18 protein-coding genes are annotated in these 18,027 nt (G+C 37.1%); 11 read left to right on the plus strand and 7 right to left on the minus strand.

The features are described 5' to 3' along the window. The first annotated feature begins 50 nt into the window (after positions 1-50). The 7 genes from L2586_RS02420 to L2586_RS02450 all read left to right on the plus strand — a co-directional run bounded on the left by L2586_RS02420 (position 51) and on the right by L2586_RS02450 (position 8,029). Positions 51-1,022 carry a stage II sporulation protein M gene (locus L2586_RS02420; RefSeq protein ID WP_235291171.1) on the plus strand — a complete coding sequence of 324 codons (972 nt, stop codon included), beginning with the start codon at positions 51-53 and terminating at the stop codon, positions 1,020-1,022. Beyond that, positions 997-1,935 carry a hypothetical protein gene (locus L2586_RS02425; protein WP_235291172.1) on the plus strand — a complete coding sequence of 313 codons (939 nt, stop codon included), beginning with the start codon at positions 997-999 and terminating at the stop codon, positions 1,933-1,935. The genes L2586_RS02420 and L2586_RS02425 overlap by 26 nt, the downstream gene beginning before the upstream one ends. Positions 1,936-2,018: 83 nt before the next feature. Beyond that, a complete protein-coding gene (locus L2586_RS02430) occupies positions 2,019-2,729 on the plus strand; it encodes a hypothetical protein (RefSeq protein WP_235291173.1) in 711 nt (236 codons plus the stop codon). Continuing rightward, positions 2,726-3,928, plus strand: coding sequence for a DUF4350 domain-containing protein (locus L2586_RS02435; RefSeq protein ID WP_235291174.1), 1,203 nt, complete (start codon positions 2,726-2,728; stop codon positions 3,926-3,928). The genes L2586_RS02430 and L2586_RS02435 overlap by 4 nt, the downstream gene beginning before the upstream one ends. Positions 3,929-3,932: 4 nt before the next feature. Continuing rightward, complete coding sequence (locus L2586_RS02440) at positions 3,933-5,672, plus strand: amidohydrolase family protein (protein ID WP_235291175.1); 1,740 nt, start codon at positions 3,933-3,935, stop codon at positions 5,670-5,672. 54 nt (positions 5,673-5,726) lie between these two features. Continuing rightward, positions 5,727-6,701, plus strand: a complete 975-nt coding sequence (locus L2586_RS02445; RefSeq protein WP_235291176.1) for an AAA family ATPase — start codon at positions 5,727-5,729, stop codon at positions 6,699-6,701. Continuing rightward, the gene (locus tag L2586_RS02450; protein ID WP_235291177.1) at positions 6,701-8,029 is read left to right on the plus strand and encodes a DUF58 domain-containing protein; all 1,329 of its coding nucleotides are present in this window, start codon (positions 6,701-6,703) and stop codon (positions 8,027-8,029) included. The genes L2586_RS02445 and L2586_RS02450 overlap by 1 nt, the downstream gene beginning before the upstream one ends. A gap of 52 nt (positions 8,030-8,081) precedes the next feature. On the opposite strand, the gene queE is transcribed toward L2586_RS02450, so the two are convergent. The 4 genes from queE to L2586_RS02470 form a co-directional block, all read right to left on the minus strand. Then, positions 8,082-8,711 (minus strand): 7-carboxy-7-deazaguanine synthase, encoded by a 630-nt coding sequence (queE, locus tag L2586_RS02455; protein ID WP_235291178.1) that lies wholly within the window; start codon positions 8,709-8,711, stop codon positions 8,082-8,084. Between the two features lie 84 nt (positions 8,712-8,795). After that, positions 8,796-9,185: a RidA family protein gene (locus tag L2586_RS02460; RefSeq protein ID WP_235291179.1), complete on the minus strand. Its 390-nt coding sequence runs from the start codon at positions 9,183-9,185 to the stop codon at positions 8,796-8,798. Between the two features lie 38 nt (positions 9,186-9,223). After that, positions 9,224-9,793: a TlpA family protein disulfide reductase gene (locus L2586_RS02465; RefSeq protein ID WP_235291180.1), complete on the minus strand. Its 570-nt coding sequence runs from the start codon at positions 9,791-9,793 to the stop codon at positions 9,224-9,226. Beyond that, on the minus strand, positions 9,790-10,359 hold the full coding sequence (locus L2586_RS02470) for a D-glycero-alpha-D-manno-heptose-1,7-bisphosphate 7-phosphatase (protein ID WP_235291181.1): 570 nt from the start codon (positions 10,357-10,359) through the stop codon (positions 9,790-9,792). The genes L2586_RS02465 and L2586_RS02470 overlap by 4 nt, the downstream gene beginning before the upstream one ends. A 129-nt stretch (positions 10,360-10,488) precedes the next feature. Between L2586_RS02470 and L2586_RS02475 the strand changes: the two genes are divergently transcribed. From L2586_RS02475 to L2586_RS02490, 4 genes are all read left to right on the plus strand, one after another. Then, complete coding sequence (locus L2586_RS02475) at positions 10,489-11,532, plus strand: NAD-dependent epimerase/dehydratase family protein (RefSeq protein ID WP_235291182.1); 1,044 nt, start codon at positions 10,489-10,491, stop codon at positions 11,530-11,532. Continuing rightward, positions 11,529-12,806, plus strand: a complete 1,278-nt coding sequence (locus L2586_RS02480; protein WP_235291183.1) for a glycosyltransferase — start codon at positions 11,529-11,531, stop codon at positions 12,804-12,806. The genes L2586_RS02475 and L2586_RS02480 overlap by 4 nt, the downstream gene beginning before the upstream one ends. A 200-nt stretch (positions 12,807-13,006) precedes the next feature. Then, positions 13,007-14,467, plus strand: a complete 1,461-nt coding sequence (locus L2586_RS02485) for an AAA family ATPase (protein WP_235291184.1) — start codon at positions 13,007-13,009, stop codon at positions 14,465-14,467. A 160-nt stretch (positions 14,468-14,627) separates the two neighbouring features. Continuing rightward, positions 14,628-15,743, plus strand: a complete 1,116-nt coding sequence (locus L2586_RS02490; RefSeq protein WP_235291185.1) for a serine hydrolase domain-containing protein — start codon at positions 14,628-14,630, stop codon at positions 15,741-15,743. 147 nt (positions 15,744-15,890) lie between these two features. On the opposite strand, the gene speD is transcribed toward L2586_RS02490, so the two are convergent. The 3 genes from speD to L2586_RS02505 are packed head-to-tail and all read right to left on the minus strand — an operon-like array spanning position 15,891 to position 17,984. After that, positions 15,891-16,241, minus strand: a complete 351-nt coding sequence (gene speD / locus L2586_RS02495; protein WP_235291186.1) for an adenosylmethionine decarboxylase — start codon at positions 16,239-16,241, stop codon at positions 15,891-15,893. Next, entirely contained in the window at positions 16,238-17,407 is a 1,170-nt protein-coding gene (locus L2586_RS02500) for a glutathionylspermidine synthase family protein (RefSeq protein ID WP_235291187.1), read from the minus strand. The genes speD and L2586_RS02500 overlap by 4 nt, the downstream gene beginning before the upstream one ends. Then, positions 17,397-17,984: a hypothetical protein gene (locus L2586_RS02505; RefSeq protein WP_235291188.1), complete on the minus strand. Its 588-nt coding sequence runs from the start codon at positions 17,982-17,984 to the stop codon at positions 17,397-17,399. The genes L2586_RS02500 and L2586_RS02505 overlap by 11 nt, the downstream gene beginning before the upstream one ends. Positions 17,985-18,027 lie beyond the last annotated feature (43 nt).

Genomic DNA, 18,027 nt, shown 5'->3' on the forward strand with positions numbered 1-18,027 from the left:
TGTTTTGAATTCTCAGCAAAGTTTATAAAACTGTATTATATTGGTTTTAAATGAAGGAAGTTTTATACATCAAAAAGAATCAGTCCAGATGGAAAGAATTTGAAACCTTCTTGGATAGCCATGAAATGCGCTCTCCAGATGTGCTTGCTGATTACTATATCCAACTAACGGATGACTTATCGTATGCGAAAACTTTCTATCCTAATAGCAATTTAATAAGTTATTTAAATACGCTAGCTGCTAAGGCCCACACATCGATTTACCGCAATAAGAAGGAAGAGAAAAGTAGACTTCTTTCTTTTTTCAAATTCGAAGTGCCGTTGGCCATATGGGAGAGCAGAACAACGATAGGATGGGCACTTTTTATTTTCCTTCTGTCTATTGGAATCGGATTGCTGTCTAATGTGATCGATGAAAACTTTACAAGACAAATTCTGGGTGATTCTTATGTGAATATGACCCTTGATAATATAGAGAAAGGCGACCCGATGGCAGTATATGACTCTGAAAGTGTTTCTATGTTTATCGGAATAGGTCAGAATAATGTGAAAGTTGCACTATATGCCTTTGTACTGGGGATTTTCGGCTCTGTTATTTCTGCCTTTATTTTGATAACGAATGGCATCATGGTAGGCACTTTTTTGCATTTTTTTATTCGCAAAGGATTGTTCGGACTTGCATTCAGCACCATCTTTATTCATGGAGCACTTGAACTGTCAGCAATTGCAATTGCTGGTGGAGCGGGAATGGTTTTGGGTAATTCTTTCTTATTTCCTGGAACCTTTACCAGAATGGAATCTCTGAAAAGAGGAGCTAAGCGATCCTTGAAGATTATGATTGGGCTCATTCCTGTGATTATTGCAGCAGCAGTGCTGGAAAGTTTTGTAACCAAGCACTATTTAGAAATAGGATCCATCGGGAGGTGGGCGATCATTATAGTTTCCTTTATTTTTATAATTTGGTATTTTATTTGGTACCCTAGAAAATTATACAGACATGGCACAGAAGCAATTAATTCTTGATCAATCAAGAAACTTAGGAGATGTAATCTCTGATGGATTTACCTTAGTTCGACGTAATTTCAAAGTTATAGGAGGGCTGTTTTTAGTCCTAGTATTTCCTTTTTTATTATTTGCATTGTATAATATGTACTTTGTTTTTAGTGAGATGGATTTATTAAATGTGGATGAAACTGATCCTTTTTCGATGTTTGGCGGGTTTAAGATCATTATTGGATATGGTTTAATGATTTTGTCGTTTCTGATCTATTATTTTATCATCTTTTCCTCTGCAATCACTTACCAACGAAATAATAATGAAACCCCTGATAGATATATGGTTATTAACTTCATGAAAGAGAATGCAGTGAAATACATAATCTATTTCTTAGCCATGATCGGGATGGTTTTTGTGATGATGGCTATAATGTTTCTCTTTATTTGGGTTAGCCCTATTTTAAGTGCTTTTGTTATACTTGGGATGGTAGTGGGAATGTTCTACTTGTTTCCTTTCCTGAATATTTTTCCGCTCGTCTATCTCGATTCTGATCTTAGTTTTATAGACGCTTTGAAAGATACTATTCGGTTAATAAAGGGTGAATGGTGGTCAACTTTCGGAGTAATATTGATTACCAATATTATAGGAAGTTTCGCAAGTTATATATTAATTATTCCTGTTTATGCTATTATGATGGTTCAAATGATGAGTAGTGATAATGCAACAGGAGATGCCTCAAGTATGATGAGTTTTTGGATGGGAATAATGATTGTCGTTTCGGTCATAGCAAGTACAATTGTGTTAATTTATACCGCTTCAGCTGTCGTATTAAAGTATTACGATCTTCGAGAAAGTAAGGATAGTACTTCGTTATATGATAAAATTGATTCCATCGGAAGTGGAGAATCTTCTATGTTTGAAAATGAAGGTGAATTTTAATTTCCGCTTGGGTTTTTAGTAGGAAGGTCAATGTATTATCGGATCAAATAAGAATTATAAAGTATTTATTGAATTTGCTAAATATGAAGATTGTTTTCATGGTATTTTTTTTCTTGGTCAATGTCTTTCTGGCATCAGGCCAAGTAGAAATTGCACGAGACACATCTCCTATAACACTTCGAAATTTCAAAGCAGAAACTATTGAGCAATTTACGAGCAAGAAAGACTATAATTATGACTTAGATCCCAAGTATGAACAGAATCCATTGAGGAAATGGTGGTATCAATTGTGGAAAAATCTAAAAGAGAAATTAGGAAGGAACACTTTGAACATTACTTGGGAAATCATTAAATATGGATTAATTCTAGGAGGAATTGGTGCGTTACTGTGGTTTTTACTAGGTTCTTCTAAGTCAAGTTTCTTTAATCGATCGGATAAGAGTCCTGATTTTCACTCTACATTAATTAAAAGCCAATCTGGAGGTGTCAACTTAGATCGACTGATTTCAGAAGCAGAGCAGGAGCAAGATTATTCACTTGCAATCAGTTACCTTTTTCTGAAAACACTTCGGACACTAGATCTTCAAGAATTGATAGAGTGGAGAGATTTTAAAACTAATATTGAATACGAAGACGAAATTGTAGATGCCGAAATTAAAACTGCTTTTCAAGATCTGAGTCACAGCTTCGAGTATGTTGTTTATGGAGAATTTGACATTGACCATGAAAAATACGAAAGCCTAAAATCGTCGTTTCAGTCCTTTTTTCAAAGATTTAAGCAAGTCAGTTTATGATCAAAGGGACTAAACGCAATATTCGACTTATTATACTCTATGTAATCATTATTGTTTTGATGGGAGTATTCATGCCGCGGCAACTAGACTGGAGTCCAAGTTTCAGTAAGCATCATAATACTCCATATGGCGCTGAAGCGGTGCATGAAAACATTAAGGATCTTTTCAGAACGGAGAAGACTTTTATTTCCGATGAACCTTTATACAATTTGCTGAAAGATACCAGCATTTCGAATTCGAACTATATTTTTCTGAATTCAAGTTTTTATGTTGACTCCTTAGATAAGTCGGCACTTTTTACTTTTGCTGGAGCAGGAAATAATGTATTTATAAGCGCAGAATCTTTCGATGATAAGTTTTTGGATTCTTTAGGTGTGACAACAGAAACGCACCTTAATAATTTTGCAAACGTGAATGAGTTAGATGGTGGAATTTCTCAACTGGAGATTAGAGATTCTGATGATGTCTACGAATTTAAGGCGCAATGGGTGAATACTTATTTTATTAGAAGGAATTCTAGCGAGTTGGAACACTCAGGAATTGGCTGGCAAGATAGTCTTTACAACTACATCAAAATCCCGTACAAATCTGGTAATTTTTACCTGCATTGCTTTCCATATGCGTTAACGAATTACTATCTGATGAAAGAGGAAAATCGATCATATATCTCTTCAGTGTTCTCTCAGTTGCCTCAAGACTATGACTTAATATGGGATGAATATTATAAGCCTCATCGATCAGCTGTGCAGCAATCACCACTAAGTGTGCTGATGAGATATGATGCATTTCGGTGGGCTTATTGGCTAACAATTTCGGGTGTGGTTTTATTTATGATCTTTTATGCGAAGCGCAAGCAACGAGCAATTCCAGTTATCGAACCACCTAGAAATGAAAGTGTGAACTTTGTTAGAACGCTAGGAAGTCTATACTATAACAAAGGAAATAATAAAGATATCTTTGAAAAGAAGATTCAAGTGTTCAAAGAGCACTTGTACAGCCAGTTTTTTATGAAGGATATCAGTTTTTCACATGCAGAGGCAGAAAAATTAAAATTGAAATCAGGTGCTAAAAAAGATGTGATCGATCGAATATTTCAGTTGGAAAATGAATTTCGTGGATTGTCAGAAATTTCAGATGCCCAGCTGAAAGCCATCGTGAAGAAGATTAATGAATTTTATAATCAAGAAAAAACCACATAAACTGATGAACAAACGCTATTTGATTTTTCCTGTTTTCTTAATGTTTGCTTTACCTATATTTTCGCAAACGTACATTACCAATGTTACAGTAGCAGATGTTATCAATAGTCAATTCGTTACGAATCAAACGGTTGTCATTACTGGTGATCAGATCTCGGATATCCAAGATGCTGAAAAAATTAAAATTCCAAGTGGAGCGGAAGAAATAGATGGAGCGGGCAAGTATTTAATTCCAGGGCTGACCGATGCTCACGTTCACTTCTTTCAAAGTGGTGGCCTCTACACGCGTCCGGATGTGATCGACCTTAGAAAGTTTAAATCTTACGAAGAAGAAATTGATGATGCTCATGAAAAAGCAGCAAGCATTCAGCGAAGGTACTTACAGAATGGAATTACAGATGTAATCGATGTAGGAGCCTCTTATCGTTTTCTTGATAGAAAGGAGGAGATGAATAAATTACAAGATGGAGCTCATGTAATGATGACCGGCCCATTATTGACGACGTATGAACCAGCAGCTTATCAAGGTTTAGAAGAAAACAGTCCTTTTAGTTTAGTGATGACCGCAGAGGAAGGACGTGAAATGGTTCAGGAGCAATTAAAATACAACCCTGATTTTATAAAAATATGGTATATCGCTCGAAGTGGAAATTTGGGACCTGAAGCAAGTGCAAGGAAGTTCTTACCCATTGTGAAAGCGGTAATCGACGAAGCACATGCACACGGATTAAAAGTAGCAGTTCATGCTACAGAGCGGATCACGGCACAATTAGCAGTGGAAAATGGATGTGACTTTTTGGTGCATAGTGTAGAAGATGAAATCATAGATGATGAATTTGTCAACTTGCTCAAAACTAGAAATGTGGTCCTTTGTCCTACCTTAACTGTCCATCATGGCTATGATAAAACGTTAGGACAGAAGCTAAATTTTAAACTACATGATTTTCTGAAAGCGGATCCAGATGATTTAGGTTCCTTACTAGATTTACAACATTTGACAGATACGGTTTTAATTAGTCAATACAAGCGTTATATCAATTCTCCTGCTGCGATGGCTAATGCGGAAAAAGAGCAAAGCATTGGCAAAGCCAATCTGAAAAAGCTAGTAGATGCAGATGTACTGATTGCGACTGGCACCGATGCGGGAAATATCGGAACGCTTCACGCTTCGTCTTATTTAGCAGAATTGGAAGCCATGAAAGAGAGTGGAATGAATAACTGGCAAATTCTGCAGGCATCGACGATCAATGGTGCAAAAATACTGGACCAAGAAAATGAAAAGGGTAGTGTTACAACAGGTAAAAAAGCCAACTTGGTACTTTTAAATGCAAATCCAATTACGCAACTTGGAAATATAAGTGACATTGCACTTGTTATTAAAAACGGGATGGTGTTCTCTCCAGATACTTTAATTCAGAATACACCTTCAGCATTAGCGCAGCGTCAATTAAATGGTTATAATTCAAGAAATATCGAAGCATTTTTAGAGCCATATGCGGAGGACGTGGAAATATATTCTTATCCAGATAAACTGCTATTTACAGGGAAGCAACAGATGCGCGAAAATTATTCGAAGATGTTTGAAAATACACCGAATCTACATTGTGAGCTGAAAGGCAGGATTGTGCAAAACAATATTGTAATTGACAAGGAGCGTGTTCGATTCGGAAAGAAATATTTTGAAGCAGTGGCTATCTACCACATTGAAAATGATAAGATTAAAAAGGTATACTTTATTCAATAAAAAACAAACACATATATTAATAAAATATATGTAAAGTAATAAAAACTAGGAAGTATGAGTGATAATTATCAATCTAGAATTGACTTAACAGAAGTGAAATCGAGCTTTGATGCCATTAAAATGGAGATCGAAAAAGTAATCATAGGCCAGAAAGACATGGTTGATTTGCTTTTGGTTTCGATTTTAGCAAATGGTCATGTTCTGATAGAAGGAAATCCAGGATTGGCGAAAACATTGACGGCGAAGCTGTTGTCTAAAGTGATCACGACGGACTTTAGTAGAATTCAGTTTACTCCAGACCTCATGCCTTCAGATATCCTAGGTACTTCTGTTTTTAATTTTCAGACTTCAGAGTTTGAATTTAAAAAAGGGCCGATCTTTTCTAACATCATATTAATCGATGAAATCAATAGGGCGCCGGCTAAGACACAGTCGGCCTTGTTCGAAGTCATGGAGGAAAAGCAAGTGACCATCGACGGCTCGCGATATAAAATGACGGAACCGTTTATGATCGTGGCGACTCAGAATCCGATCGATATGGAAGGAACTTATAGACTTCCAGAAGCGCAGATGGATCGATTTATTTTCAAGATTACCATCGAATACCCGACACTTGAAGAAGAGATTCTAATCATTAATAAACATCACGATAACCAGCAGTTACTAGCTTTGGATAATGTAGTATCGATTGTAAAAGGGACTAAAATAATTGAACATAGAGCACTGCTAGATAAAGTAGTCGTCGATGAGAAGATTATTAAGTTTATCGCTCAGATTGTTCAAGCGACCAGATCTAGCCCTAATATTTATGTTGGTGCATCTCCGAGAGCTTCGCTTGCACTACTTAATGCAGGAAAAGCGCATGCCATCTTGAATGGTCGAGATTTCGTAACTCCAGAAGATATTTTAAGAATTTCGCCGTATGTATTAAACCATAGAATCACATTGACACCGGAAAAAGAAATGGAAGGAACGACATCTAATAAGGTGATAGAGCAGTTGATTAAAGGCATAGAAATCCCTAGATAATGTGGAAATTGCTTAAAAATTTATATTTTACAAGTAGGTTTTACCAGAGTCTTGCGGCTCTAGTGGTGCTTTTTATATTGAGTTTTCTTTTCAGGCCACTATTTTATCCAGCTGTATTTTTATTTGTATCGTGGGTAGTTGTAGTTCTATTTGAGATATATATTTTATTTAAGTTTAATGGAATCGAGGCTAGCAGGTCAATGTCAGATCGCTTTTCGAATGGTGATGACAATGTTATCAATATAAAACTTCAGAATTATTATAACCAGAAAGTACATTTGACCATCATAGATGAAATTCCATTTCAATTTCAGAGAAGAGATGTGTCATGGAAAGCGTCCATGGATCCAGAAGAATCTAGCGAGTTATCCTACCATCTCAAGCCAGTAAAGCGAGGTGTTTACCATTTTGGGTGCTTGAATGTTTTTGCTTCCTTTTTCTTAAGATTGGTAGAGCGTAGGTTCCAATTTGGTGAAGGAAAAGAAGTGGCCGTGTATCCTTCTTATTTGCAAATGCGAAAGTATGAAATCGCTGCAATCTCTAAGAATTTATCGGCGTATGGAATTAAGAAGGTACGGCGAATCGGAACTTCTATGGAGTTTGAGCAAATCAAGGACTATGTTCGTGGGGATGATCCGCGAAGTATCAATTGGAAGGCGACAGCTCGAGCGAATGCGCTGATGATTAATCAGTTTCAAGAAGAGAAGTCTCAGCAGGTGTATAGTCTTATCGATAAAGGCCGTTTGATGAAGATGCCATTCGAAGGCATGAGTTTATTGGATTATGCGATTAATGCCTGCTTAGTAATCAGCAATATTGCAATTAAGAAAGGCGATAAGGCTGGACTGATTAGCTTTTCTAAGAAATTAAGTACAGTGGTTTCAGCGAATAAAAGGCCGGGCCACATGAGGAAGATACTAGAAGGGCTTTATCGTCAGAAGACGAGGTATGAAGAAGCGAACTTCGAGTTGCTGGCTGCATTTGTGAGGAAGAAAATTACTGAAAGAAGTTTGTTGTTACTGTTTACAAATTTCGAATCTCAGACTTCGATGAATAGGCAGATGCCTTATCTGAAAATGTTAGCAAAGAAGCATGTATTAGTGGTCATCTTTTTTCGAAATACAGGAATTAAGGAGGTTTTGAAAACCAGACCGAAAGATGTGGAGGGAATCTATCACCAAACGATTGCTGAGCATCTGGATCATGAGAAGAATCTGATGATAAAGGAGTTAAAGAGACATGGGATTTATGGTATTGTCACTGAACCCAGGAATTTAACAGTAGATACGATTAATAAGTATTTAGCATTAAAAGCGAAGAGCTTTTAAAGTGAGAACGAAAACCAGAACTATTAAGGAGACAAAAAAATAGCTATTGACCTTAAGCGATTCCCAGTATTTTATGAGTCTGGACACTTACTCTCCATCTCGGATTTTCCTTACAAAAAAGAATAGATTGTAAAATATTCTCCTCTTGTTCTTCTGAATCCATCGGTTGTATAAAATAATGCTCGAAATCAAATTGCTCGAAATCCTTAGGATTAATTCCTTTCTGAGGGAAGACAATTTTAATTTCAGAACCTTTAGTAACGACGATTTCGGTATTTGCTTTAGGACTCATACAGACCCAATCTACACCTTCAGGCACAGGAAGAGTGCCGTTGGTTTCGATGGCAATTTCGAAACCGTGGTAGTGTAATTCTTTGATAAGTGCAGAATTGAGTTGAAGAAGTGGTTCCCCGCCAGTACATACGATGTACTTATGCCCAGCATTTTCAGGCCATAGATCGTTCACAAATGTTGCTAATTCTTCGGCAGTATATTTTCCACCATTATGTCCGTCAGTTCCCCAGAAATCGGTGTCGCAAAATTGGCAAATAGCCTTATACCTATCTTCTTCACGTCCAGACCATAGATTGCAACCACTAAATCTTAAGAAGACCGCGGGCCTTCCCGAATGTGCTCCTTCTCCTTGTAGTGTATAAAATATTTCCTTTACTGCGTATTTCAAATTCCTTGAAACTTTTAATGAACTGGTTTAAATTAGACTGCAATACTAAGTCACCCTTCACGATATTCCAAGGGTTCGCTTATTTTAATCTGCATCTATAATAGCACTTGCTTCTATTTCTACTAAATATCCCGGGTCAATTAACCGAGAAACTTCCACCATTGTTGTAGCTGGGCGTATGTTTTTAAAAAAATCTCCATGGACACTTCCTATTTGCTCCCATTCCTCGATATTCACCACATACATTCTTGTGCGGATTACATCTGCTAGACTCGCACCTAAGGATTCCAATGTGGTTTTAATTTTATTGAGAATGAATTTGGTCTGTTGTTCAGCATCACCTGGAAACAAAACGCTATTTCCATCTGTCGCAACGGTTCCAGAAACTTCTATTGTATTTCCTATTTTTACAGCTCTAGAATAACCTACATGGGCTTCCCATTGTGCACCGCTAGATAAGTTTTCGCGTTTCATCTTCATCTATTATTTTGATGATTAACTATATTTTTCCGCTATTTAGAATTGACTAATTTGTATAAATTTTCGAGCATCAGATACGTTTTAGACGCTTCTACAAAAGCCTCTTCTGGTAGGACGTGTCTTGCAATTCCTTCATCATCTAGTACAAATAATCGTGGATAGCCCATCTCTATTCCGTATGCGGCTTCACCTAGCATCTTGCCATTATATAAAACAGAATAATTGATACCATGTGTTTCTTGATAAGTTTTCAACTCCTCTTTCGAACCATCACCTATGGCAATAATTTTAAGGTCATTTCCTTTTTCTTCTTGCATCAGATTAAAAGCACTGACTTGTTCTTTGCAAATTCCACATTGTTGATTGAAAAAATAGACAAAGACAGTTTTTCCTTTGAAATTTCCAAGAAACTGTTCTTCTCCATTGACATCTGGAGCGAGAAATTGCATAGGTGCTTTTCCTTCGAATTCTCTGATTTGATCTTGATTAGAAGGTTTGAATTGCTCAAACTCTACTTGGAAGATGGCGTCTTCACTTTCGGAGATCTGCGCTAAAATTGACATAGAACAAAAACACAAAATGATAAGAAGTAGATTTTTCAAAATTTCAATTTTAAGTTGTGAATTAATATTTCAGCAAAGGTAGCCAAATCGGGAACGCGATAATCAACAAACGGAACAAATTGCTCTGAAAGTATCTTTTCGTCGCGGATGAGAATTGTTTTCATTCCTGCATTTTTTCCAAACTGCATATCTGACAGCGTATCTCCCACCATAATAGACTTTCGCAAGTTAATCTCTGGGAAGTCTTTCATCGCTTGGATAGCCATGCCGATTTCTGGTTTTCGGCATTCCGGCTGGTCAGCTGCAAGTCCTGGACAGTAATAAATTTCATCTATATAACCACCATCAAGCATGATCTCATCTAACATTTGCACATGAATTTTGCGCAATGCATCTTCAGTCATGATCTTTTTACCGATACCTTGTTGATTAGTAGCAATTAGAGTTTGTCCGAATATTTTATTGAAAATGGGAATTGCATCGAGGACGCCATCGATAAACTGGAATTCGTCCCATGTTTTCACATAATCATCCACTAATAATTTATTGATGGTCCCATCCCGATCTAGGAACAAAGTCCATTTATTGGTTATTTTCCAGTCCAATTTGCTGTTATTTAGTTTTTATAATAGTAGAAATGCGAATTAAGTTCTTTTAAATTAAAGATAAGGTGTTCTGGGGCGCTCTCATATTACAAAAATTAATATTTTTGTGATTCAATTAAGAGAGAAAAGATGAAAATACATTTGATTTCTGGAGGATGCGGATTTGTAGGGAAAAATATGGTAAGGAGACTGTATGAAACAACGAATGATTATATTTTGTTTGTGGATAATTTATTAGTAGGTACACATCCAAGTGATTGGTTAGATGCACCGAAAGTTGCTGATAATAAAGATATTGAGATTTTCGGTGACGGAAGATTGATGTTTCTAAAAGATGATTTTAGATTTCTGTTGCGGAAGATGACGGATAATGATCGATATATTCAGGATACTTATGGTCTTGAATTTGATAAATTCACAGATGTCTATCATTTTGCGGCAATCGTAGGTGGAAGAGCTATGATCGATGGAGATCCGATGGTTGTTGCCCTTGACTTGAGTATAGATGCAGAATTCTTTTACTGGATATGTAAGCATAAACCAGCAAGGTCGCTTTATCCAAGTTCTAGTGCTGCTTATCCTGTAAGCAAGCAGACAGAGGCTGGGGCAATAGCATTGGCAGAAACGGATATTGATTTCAATAACATGGGACAACCAGATATGACCTATGGTTGGTCTAAGTTAACCGGTGAATACTTAGCAAAAATTGCTGCTGAATATTATGGCGTTCATATTACTTGTATCCGACCGTTTTCAGGATATGGTGAAGACCAGAACTTGACTTATCCGATTCCAGCGATTGCACAACGAGTGGCTAATCGGGAGAATCCAATGGAAGTTTGGGGAACTGGAAAGCAGGGTAGGGACTTTGTTCACATCGATGATGTATTGGATTGTATTGCTGTAGCGATGGATAAGATTAGTGATGGAACAGCGATTAATATTGGTATGGGACGATTAACAAGTTTCCTTGAGATTATTGATGTTTTAACGGATATTGCTGGGTACAAACCAGAAGTAAAGCAGTTGTTAGACAAGCCTGTAGGTGTTCATTCTAGATATTGCAAGATGGATTGGGTGAAGGAAAATCTAGGTTGGGAAGCGAAAATTAGCATGGAGGAAGGTATGAAGCGGATGTATGATGCGGCGATGAAACGAAAGGAAAACGCATGAAACGAATAGTTTGTTTTGGTCCTGGTCCTAAGTTTAAAGGTGGGATTTCGAATTATAATACTTCCTTAGCGAAGGCTTTAGATAAGATCGTCGGAGTAGATGTTCATATTGTTTCATGGACGAATCAATATCCATCGATTGTACCTAGGGAGTTTGTAGATAAGACGAGTAAACTGGACTTTCTGGAAGGGACAGATATCAAGGTGAAGTATATCACGGACTACAACAAACCTGGAAGTTGGAAGAAAACGGCTGATTACATCATGGACTTAGATCCTGATATTGTTATTTTCCAATGGGCCATTGCGATCCAAGGATTACCGATGGGACGAATTGCGAAACGCATTAGAAATAATAGTGCTGCAGAGGTAATCTTTGACTTGCACTTTGTTATTCAAAAAGAAGCTTCTAGTCTCGACAAGAAATTCACAAAAAGAGGAATTAAGCACGCAGATACTTATATCACACATGCTTATAAAACCGTGGATGAATTACGTGAGCTTTTTCCAGACATGAAGATCGATGTCAATGAAACGGGGCAAAGAAGTGATGATCCATTAGACAAGACGGTGATTAAGCTATACCATCCGATCTACGATTTATTCGAACCAGACCCGAAATTTGATGTTCCTGCGTTCAAAGCGGAGCATAATATTGCAAAGAATGCCTTTTTGTTTTTCGGTTTTATCAGAAAATACAAAGGCCTTCATCACGCCATTAAGGCGTTCAAGATTGTTGCCGATAAGCGCGATGATGTGACCTTTATGATTTGCGGTGAATCGTTCTGGAATACTTTAAGTCAGGACAAATTTTCGACCAAGGTGAAGAATGCTTTATTCGGGATTGCGAAGAAAATTTTCTTGAGCAAATCGAGTAATGAGAAGGATTATAATCCACTGGCATTGATCGAAGAACTAGGACTCCAAGATCGGGTAATGCTAGTGAACAGTTTTATTCCAAATGAAGATGTTCATAAATATTTTCAGACTGCGGATGCGGCTGTATTGTACTATGAATATGCGACACCTTCTGGAATAGAATCGTTGAGTTATAATTTCGAGCTTCCTTTATTAGCGACGAAGGTAGGGCATTTCCCAGAAACGATCGATGATGGATACAATGGTTATTTAGCTGAGGCGGAAGATGTGGAAGACATGGCTAATGTGATGATGAAGTTTCTAGATAAGCCACTTGATCCTAAGAATGTAGAGGAGAAGACCAGGGAGATGAGTTGGGCGAATTATGCGAAGGCTATTATCGGGGTGAATTCATAGGAAGAATTCCTGATTTTTCTTGTATTAAATATTTATTCTTAGTAGATATATTGCTAGTCAACTTCGCCATAAGTGGTAAATTTGGGTAGTTATGGCGAAGTTGATGACTTGTTAATTTCGCCATAAGTGCTAATTATTTGTAGTTATGGCGAAGTTGGTTGCTTGTTAATCTCGCCATAAGTATGTATCTTTGAGTAGTTATGGCGAACTTAACAAATAGTGATAGACTTTTCTCTGGCCGAAAAGGCTTATCTGAATGGATGCTTAAATTTCTGAAAACCAATGATTCAGAGTTAATGTCTGTCATTGGTAGAAGGAGAGTAGGGAAAACATTTTTAGTGAAGAGTGTCTATAAAGATCATCTTGTATTTAGCATAACAGGAATTAAAGATGCAAGCAAATCAGATCAACTCGAGAATTTCGCAAATGTGTTATCAGAGCTATATGGAATAGCTGGAAAGATAGAACGACCGCGAACTTGGATTCAGGCATTCGAAGAATTAAAAACTTATCTGAAGAAAAAGAAAGCTAAGAAGAAGGTCATTTTCTTTGATGAGTTTCCATGGTTATCTTCCCCACGGTCTGGATTCTTTCAGGCGTTTGATCATTTCTGGAATTCATGGGCAGTGGATCAGAATATTATTGTAGTAATATGTGGATCAGCAGCGACCTGGATGATTAAGAATATTGTCAATGCTAAAGGTGGATTACATAATAGAGTTACAAGAAGAATTAACCTTCAGCCATTTACTTTAGCTGAAACAGAACAGTTTTTTAAGGATCGTAAAATGATCCTCCCTAGGTATGAGATCTTAAAACTCTATATGGCGTTTGGAGGAATACCTTATTACCTCAAAGAAATTGAACGCGGCGAATCAGCAATTCAAGCGATAGATCGTATTTGTTTTGGAAGATCAGCTCCCTTAAAGAATGAATTTCAAAACTTATATCAAGCACTATTTACCAATTATGGTGATCACGTAAAAGTAATCCGAGCGCTAGCATCTAAGAGAAGTGGGCTAAATAGGAATCAATTGCTGGAAATAACTGGATTGCAAAGTGGTGGGGCATTTTCATTGGTTTTAAGAGAGTTAGAAGAATCAGCATTTATTAGTAAGTATGAGCCATTTGATAAGGTCGAGCGTGGAACAATCTTCCGCCTCACAGATTTCTTTAGCTACTTTTACCTTTCATTTATGGAAAACAAGAGCAATGCAAAAGGCACATGGATAAAGAAAGGATTTTCGCAATCTGTGAATTCTTGGAATGGATACACTTTTGAAAATGTATGTTTTCTGCATTCGAATTCCATTAAGGAAGCTTTAGGTATTTCAGGAATACATTCTGAGGAATCTAGTTATGCTGCACAATCGAAAGCTGGATTGCCAGGAACACAAATTGATTTACTAATAGATCGGGCGGACAATGCGATTAATTTGTGCGAAGCAAAATTCTACAATGCTGATTTTATCATTACCAAGACAGAAGCCGAAAAACTAAGAAATCGAAAAGCGTTATTTCAAGAACATACTAAAACGAGAAAACAAGTGATATTGACCATGATAACGGCTTTTGGAATTGCACAGAATATGTATACTCATTCTGTAGATAAAGCCTTAACAATGGATTCGTTGTTTTTAGAAGAGGCATTTGAACGATAGGAGTAATTAAAACTTATATTGTTTTGATTAATCAAATAAGTAGCCAAAATTTCATGGATACGGTTCGATAATTCATTGACATTTTAATAAGTCAATTTTATTAGCACCTGAAGTAACATTTTTCATTCGAATTCGTCTATGTTTAATAACCACGATTCTAATGAAATTTATTGCTGTTCTAATTGCCTCCTTCTTCTTCTTCATAAATTGCAACAATCCACAAACAAGAGCAAACGCAATTAATCAAGTTCAGAAGTCGATGGATCAGAATGCAGACACCCTACTGTTAGATGAAAAGATAACATCAGTATCTATTGGAATCTACAAAGATGGTCGCAAGTACACCTCTCACTACGGAGAATTAGATAAAAACCAAGGAAATCCACCAACAGACCAAACCATCTATGGCATCGCTTCTGTGAGTAAAACGATGACTGGAATCTTAGTGGCTAATGCGGTTCTGGACGGAAAGTTAAACCTAGAAGATGATATTCGACTTTACCTAAAAGAAGACTTCGATAACTTTGAATACGATGGGGAACCTATCAGAATTAAGCACTTACTTTCTCATACGAGTGGCATGGCGAAATTTCTTCCAGAAAGTATCAATGACTTATTCTCAGACTTCAATGAAAGCCTTCCTTTTAAAGTCCATGAAATTCAAAAGAACTACTCAAAAAAAGACTTTTTCGCCGATCTGCATTTGATCAAAATAGACACGACTCCTGGAATCAATTACTTGTACTCTAACATTGACACAGAAATAATGGCTCAAATATTAGAAAATGTATATGAGCAATCCTTCAATGAAATTCTGACGGAATATTATAGTACATATGCTAACATGCCCCATACTCAAATTGACCTTCCGAAAGATAAAGAACAATATTTAGCGAATGGATATGGTATGACAGGCAAGCTCGTTCCTCATGAGATCGCATTATATGGTGCAGACGGTGGTGTGAAAACGACGATGCCTGATTTGGTGAACTATATGGAATTTCAACTAGATACAACGAATGCAGTCGTTTCAGAATCTCATCGAATTCTGTACGAAAATGAAGACCGGAAAATTGCTTACTATTTACCAGTCAGATATGACGAAGATTATGGGACTTATTATAACATGCACGGAGGAGGTTTTGGAAGTCAGAATTGGTTCTTTATTCTTCCTAAATATAATCTAGGAATATCTGTCATAACGAACCAAAGTGATCTTGAAACTCCTGTGAAATTAATGAGGACGGTTGAAGGAATAATTCACGATTTGAAATAGAAAACAAATGCCTTTAGAAGATGATTTTGAACGATGGGACTAACATTGACATAGAAGATAAAAAGTTTAGCTTAATAGCCGACTGATATTCGATAACGAAAATATAACAGCCGTCTTATTATATCCTAAAAACAAAAAAACAAACAACTAATCTATCTGCCCTCTATTCATCATGCTCGTTGTACACTCTTTAGCCTCTAAAGCTTCCTTAAGATATTCAATAGCGTTCTCCGCGATCAGTGTGTCACTGCAGGTAAACATGTCGATCGCTGCATAAGCATGCTCTGGCCAAGTATGGATATTGATGTGAGACTCCGCAATGACAATCGTCCCGCTAACTCCGAAAGGAGAAAACTGGTGAAAGAATTGCTGAACAATCGTTGCATTCGCTTTTAGAGCAGCTTCCCTCATTGCTGTCCCTATAAACTCAGGATCATCTAAAAGTTTTGCGTTACAGCCTTTTAATTCGACCATATATTGCTTTCCTAGAAATCTCATTCTGGAGCAATTAAGTGAGGTATAAATTCCGCATCATCATCGATGATAATATGATCACATCGCCTGAAAGAAATAGCTGCAGCTACTTTATCCACAACATAGATTCCTGGCTGATAAAAATCACCGTCATCATCTTGATATAGCGGAGAAAAGGCTTGATATATCTTTTCGAAATTTCCGAAATCTCCATCGTTCTTGGCCACTTCGGTACCTTTATTATCCATTACCTTGACATTCTCTCCTAGTCTGCCAAATATTACTTTCTCTACATGCGGCTCACCATTAAAATCAGCTGAAGAAAAACTACTTTTGAGAATGAAATCTTCCTTGAAATTGGCACTAACATAAGGTAGGATCGCCTTTGATTGCATAATCGCAGTATAAGCTGGATTTAGAATATATACTAAGTCTTCTAATTGCAATCTATGGAGAATTTCTAGTAACTCTGGTTCTTCATACATGATGAATTCCCAGGGCACCAGTTTATACATGTACTCATATCGCATATCTGAACCATCTTCAAAATCCACATACACACCATCATCTTCGAATACTATATTTTCCAGATCTGCATATTGAGTGGTAAATCCAGCCTCTTTTGCTATTTCTTCGACAACCTGCGCGTTAAGCACATCTTCTTCATATCCCAAAGAAGTCACCAATAAAGTTGGCTCTCGATCTGGATTTTGTCGAATTAATTCTTTGAAGGCAGTTGTTAATTCCTCCCTTAGATTATTAAACTGAGCAAAATCTGACCGTCTTATTTCATCTTTGAAAAGTGGCTGAAAAACTACTGTTTCCGGGAGCATTGTCGGCGTATCCGCATTTAACTCGTAGATTTTAGACTGCATGCCTAGAATACCACCTGATAAATCGAATCTTGCTAATAAGTGCATGTCGCCTCGGTCCCAAGAATGCTGAATCATCTCACGCATTAGAATGGGAAAAGCAAACTTGTCCCAGTCCGCCTTCTCAATAATCCGATCCACTGTTTCATTGAATAGGTCTATCGCTTCCTCAGCAATTCGTACATAATTGTCAACTTCCTCCGGCTCTAGAATTAAAGCTTCGGCCACTAAATATTCTTGACCTAAATACCAATCGAAACCTGCCTGACTTATTTCTCTTTCTGGAACTCGCTTAAGATCAAAAGTCCTATCCGCCATATGATCTTGTCGATTTTCCTGAACCGAATCCTGATTTTCCAGTAGATGAAGGTCTTGGAGTTCTAACAGTCTTACGAGTTGCACTGCTATTCATTCTAGTTCTTCCGTTCTGAGATCTGTTATAAGCATCACTGTTCGCGTAAGAACTTTGTCTGATTCCAGAACCCATCGGTCTTCCTAACCAATATCCTAACAATCCATAATGAACTGCTGTACTAATTCCACTTCTTCTTCTGTAATGTGAATCTTCGCTTTGAAGAGTTGTATCGATAACCGCAATTTCTTGCAATTGGAAAGTATCAACACCGCCATCTAGATAAGTCGCAATAATCCGCGAGTCGTCTTTCGTGGCAACTACTTCTTCTTCTGTTATTTTAAAAATTTCAGGTTCTACTTCTTTTACTTTCGTGATCACACCTTCCGTCGGCTCTTGAACAGTTGATTCAATATAGACCGTATCTCCCGTGTTAGATGAGCTAGGCGTATTGTTTTTGCTGATCATGTAGAAAACCATTACTCCTAGAATGATTAAATACCATTTATATTTACCAAAAAAACTCTCTTGTCTTTGTTCCATTCTTTATTTTTTTGTAAAACTAATTATAATACCTTTGTTTTCT

This window comes from Portibacter lacus (assembly GCF_021533215.1).
In the GTDB taxonomy this organism is placed as follows: domain Bacteria; phylum Bacteroidota; class Bacteroidia; order Chitinophagales; family Saprospiraceae; genus Portibacter; species Portibacter lacus.

Bases quoted from the DNA above. Each gene is read 5' to 3' on its own strand.
- L2586_RS02420 (WP_235291171.1), top strand. From the start codon at position 51: ATGAAGGAAGTTTTATACATCAAAAAGAATCAGTCCAGATGGAAAGAA.
- L2586_RS02425 (WP_235291172.1), top strand. From the start codon at position 997: ATGGCACAGAAGCAATTAATTCTTGATCAATCAAGAAACTTAGGAGAT.
- L2586_RS02430 (WP_235291173.1), top strand. From the start codon at position 2,019: ATGAAGATTGTTTTCATGGTATTTTTTTTCTTGGTCAATGTCTTTCTG.
- L2586_RS02435 (WP_235291174.1), top strand. From the start codon at position 2,726: ATGATCAAAGGGACTAAACGCAATATTCGACTTATTATACTCTATGTA.
- L2586_RS02440 (WP_235291175.1), top strand. From the start codon at position 3,933: ATGAACAAACGCTATTTGATTTTTCCTGTTTTCTTAATGTTTGCTTTA.
- L2586_RS02445 (WP_235291176.1), top strand. From the start codon at position 5,727: ATGAGTGATAATTATCAATCTAGAATTGACTTAACAGAAGTGAAATCG.
- L2586_RS02450 (WP_235291177.1), top strand. From the start codon at position 6,701: ATGTGGAAATTGCTTAAAAATTTATATTTTACAAGTAGGTTTTACCAG.
- L2586_RS02460 (WP_235291179.1), bottom strand. From the start codon at position 9,185: ATGAAACGCGAAAACTTATCTAGCGGTGCACAATGGGAAGCCCATGTA.
- L2586_RS02475 (WP_235291182.1), top strand. From the start codon at position 10,489: ATGAAAATACATTTGATTTCTGGAGGATGCGGATTTGTAGGGAAAAAT.
- L2586_RS02480 (WP_235291183.1), top strand. From the start codon at position 11,529: ATGAAACGAATAGTTTGTTTTGGTCCTGGTCCTAAGTTTAAAGGTGGG.
- L2586_RS02485 (WP_235291184.1), top strand. From the start codon at position 13,007: ATGGCGAACTTAACAAATAGTGATAGACTTTTCTCTGGCCGAAAAGGC.
- L2586_RS02490 (WP_235291185.1), top strand. From the start codon at position 14,628: ATGAAATTTATTGCTGTTCTAATTGCCTCCTTCTTCTTCTTCATAAAT.
- speD (WP_235291186.1), bottom strand. From the start codon at position 16,241: ATGAGATTTCTAGGAAAGCAATATATGGTCGAATTAAAAGGCTGTAAC.
- L2586_RS02500 (WP_235291187.1), bottom strand. From the start codon at position 17,407: ATGGCGGATAGGACTTTTGATCTTAAGCGAGTTCCAGAAAGAGAAATA.
- L2586_RS02505 (WP_235291188.1), bottom strand. From the start codon at position 17,984: ATGGAACAAAGACAAGAGAGTTTTTTTGGTAAATATAAATGGTATTTA.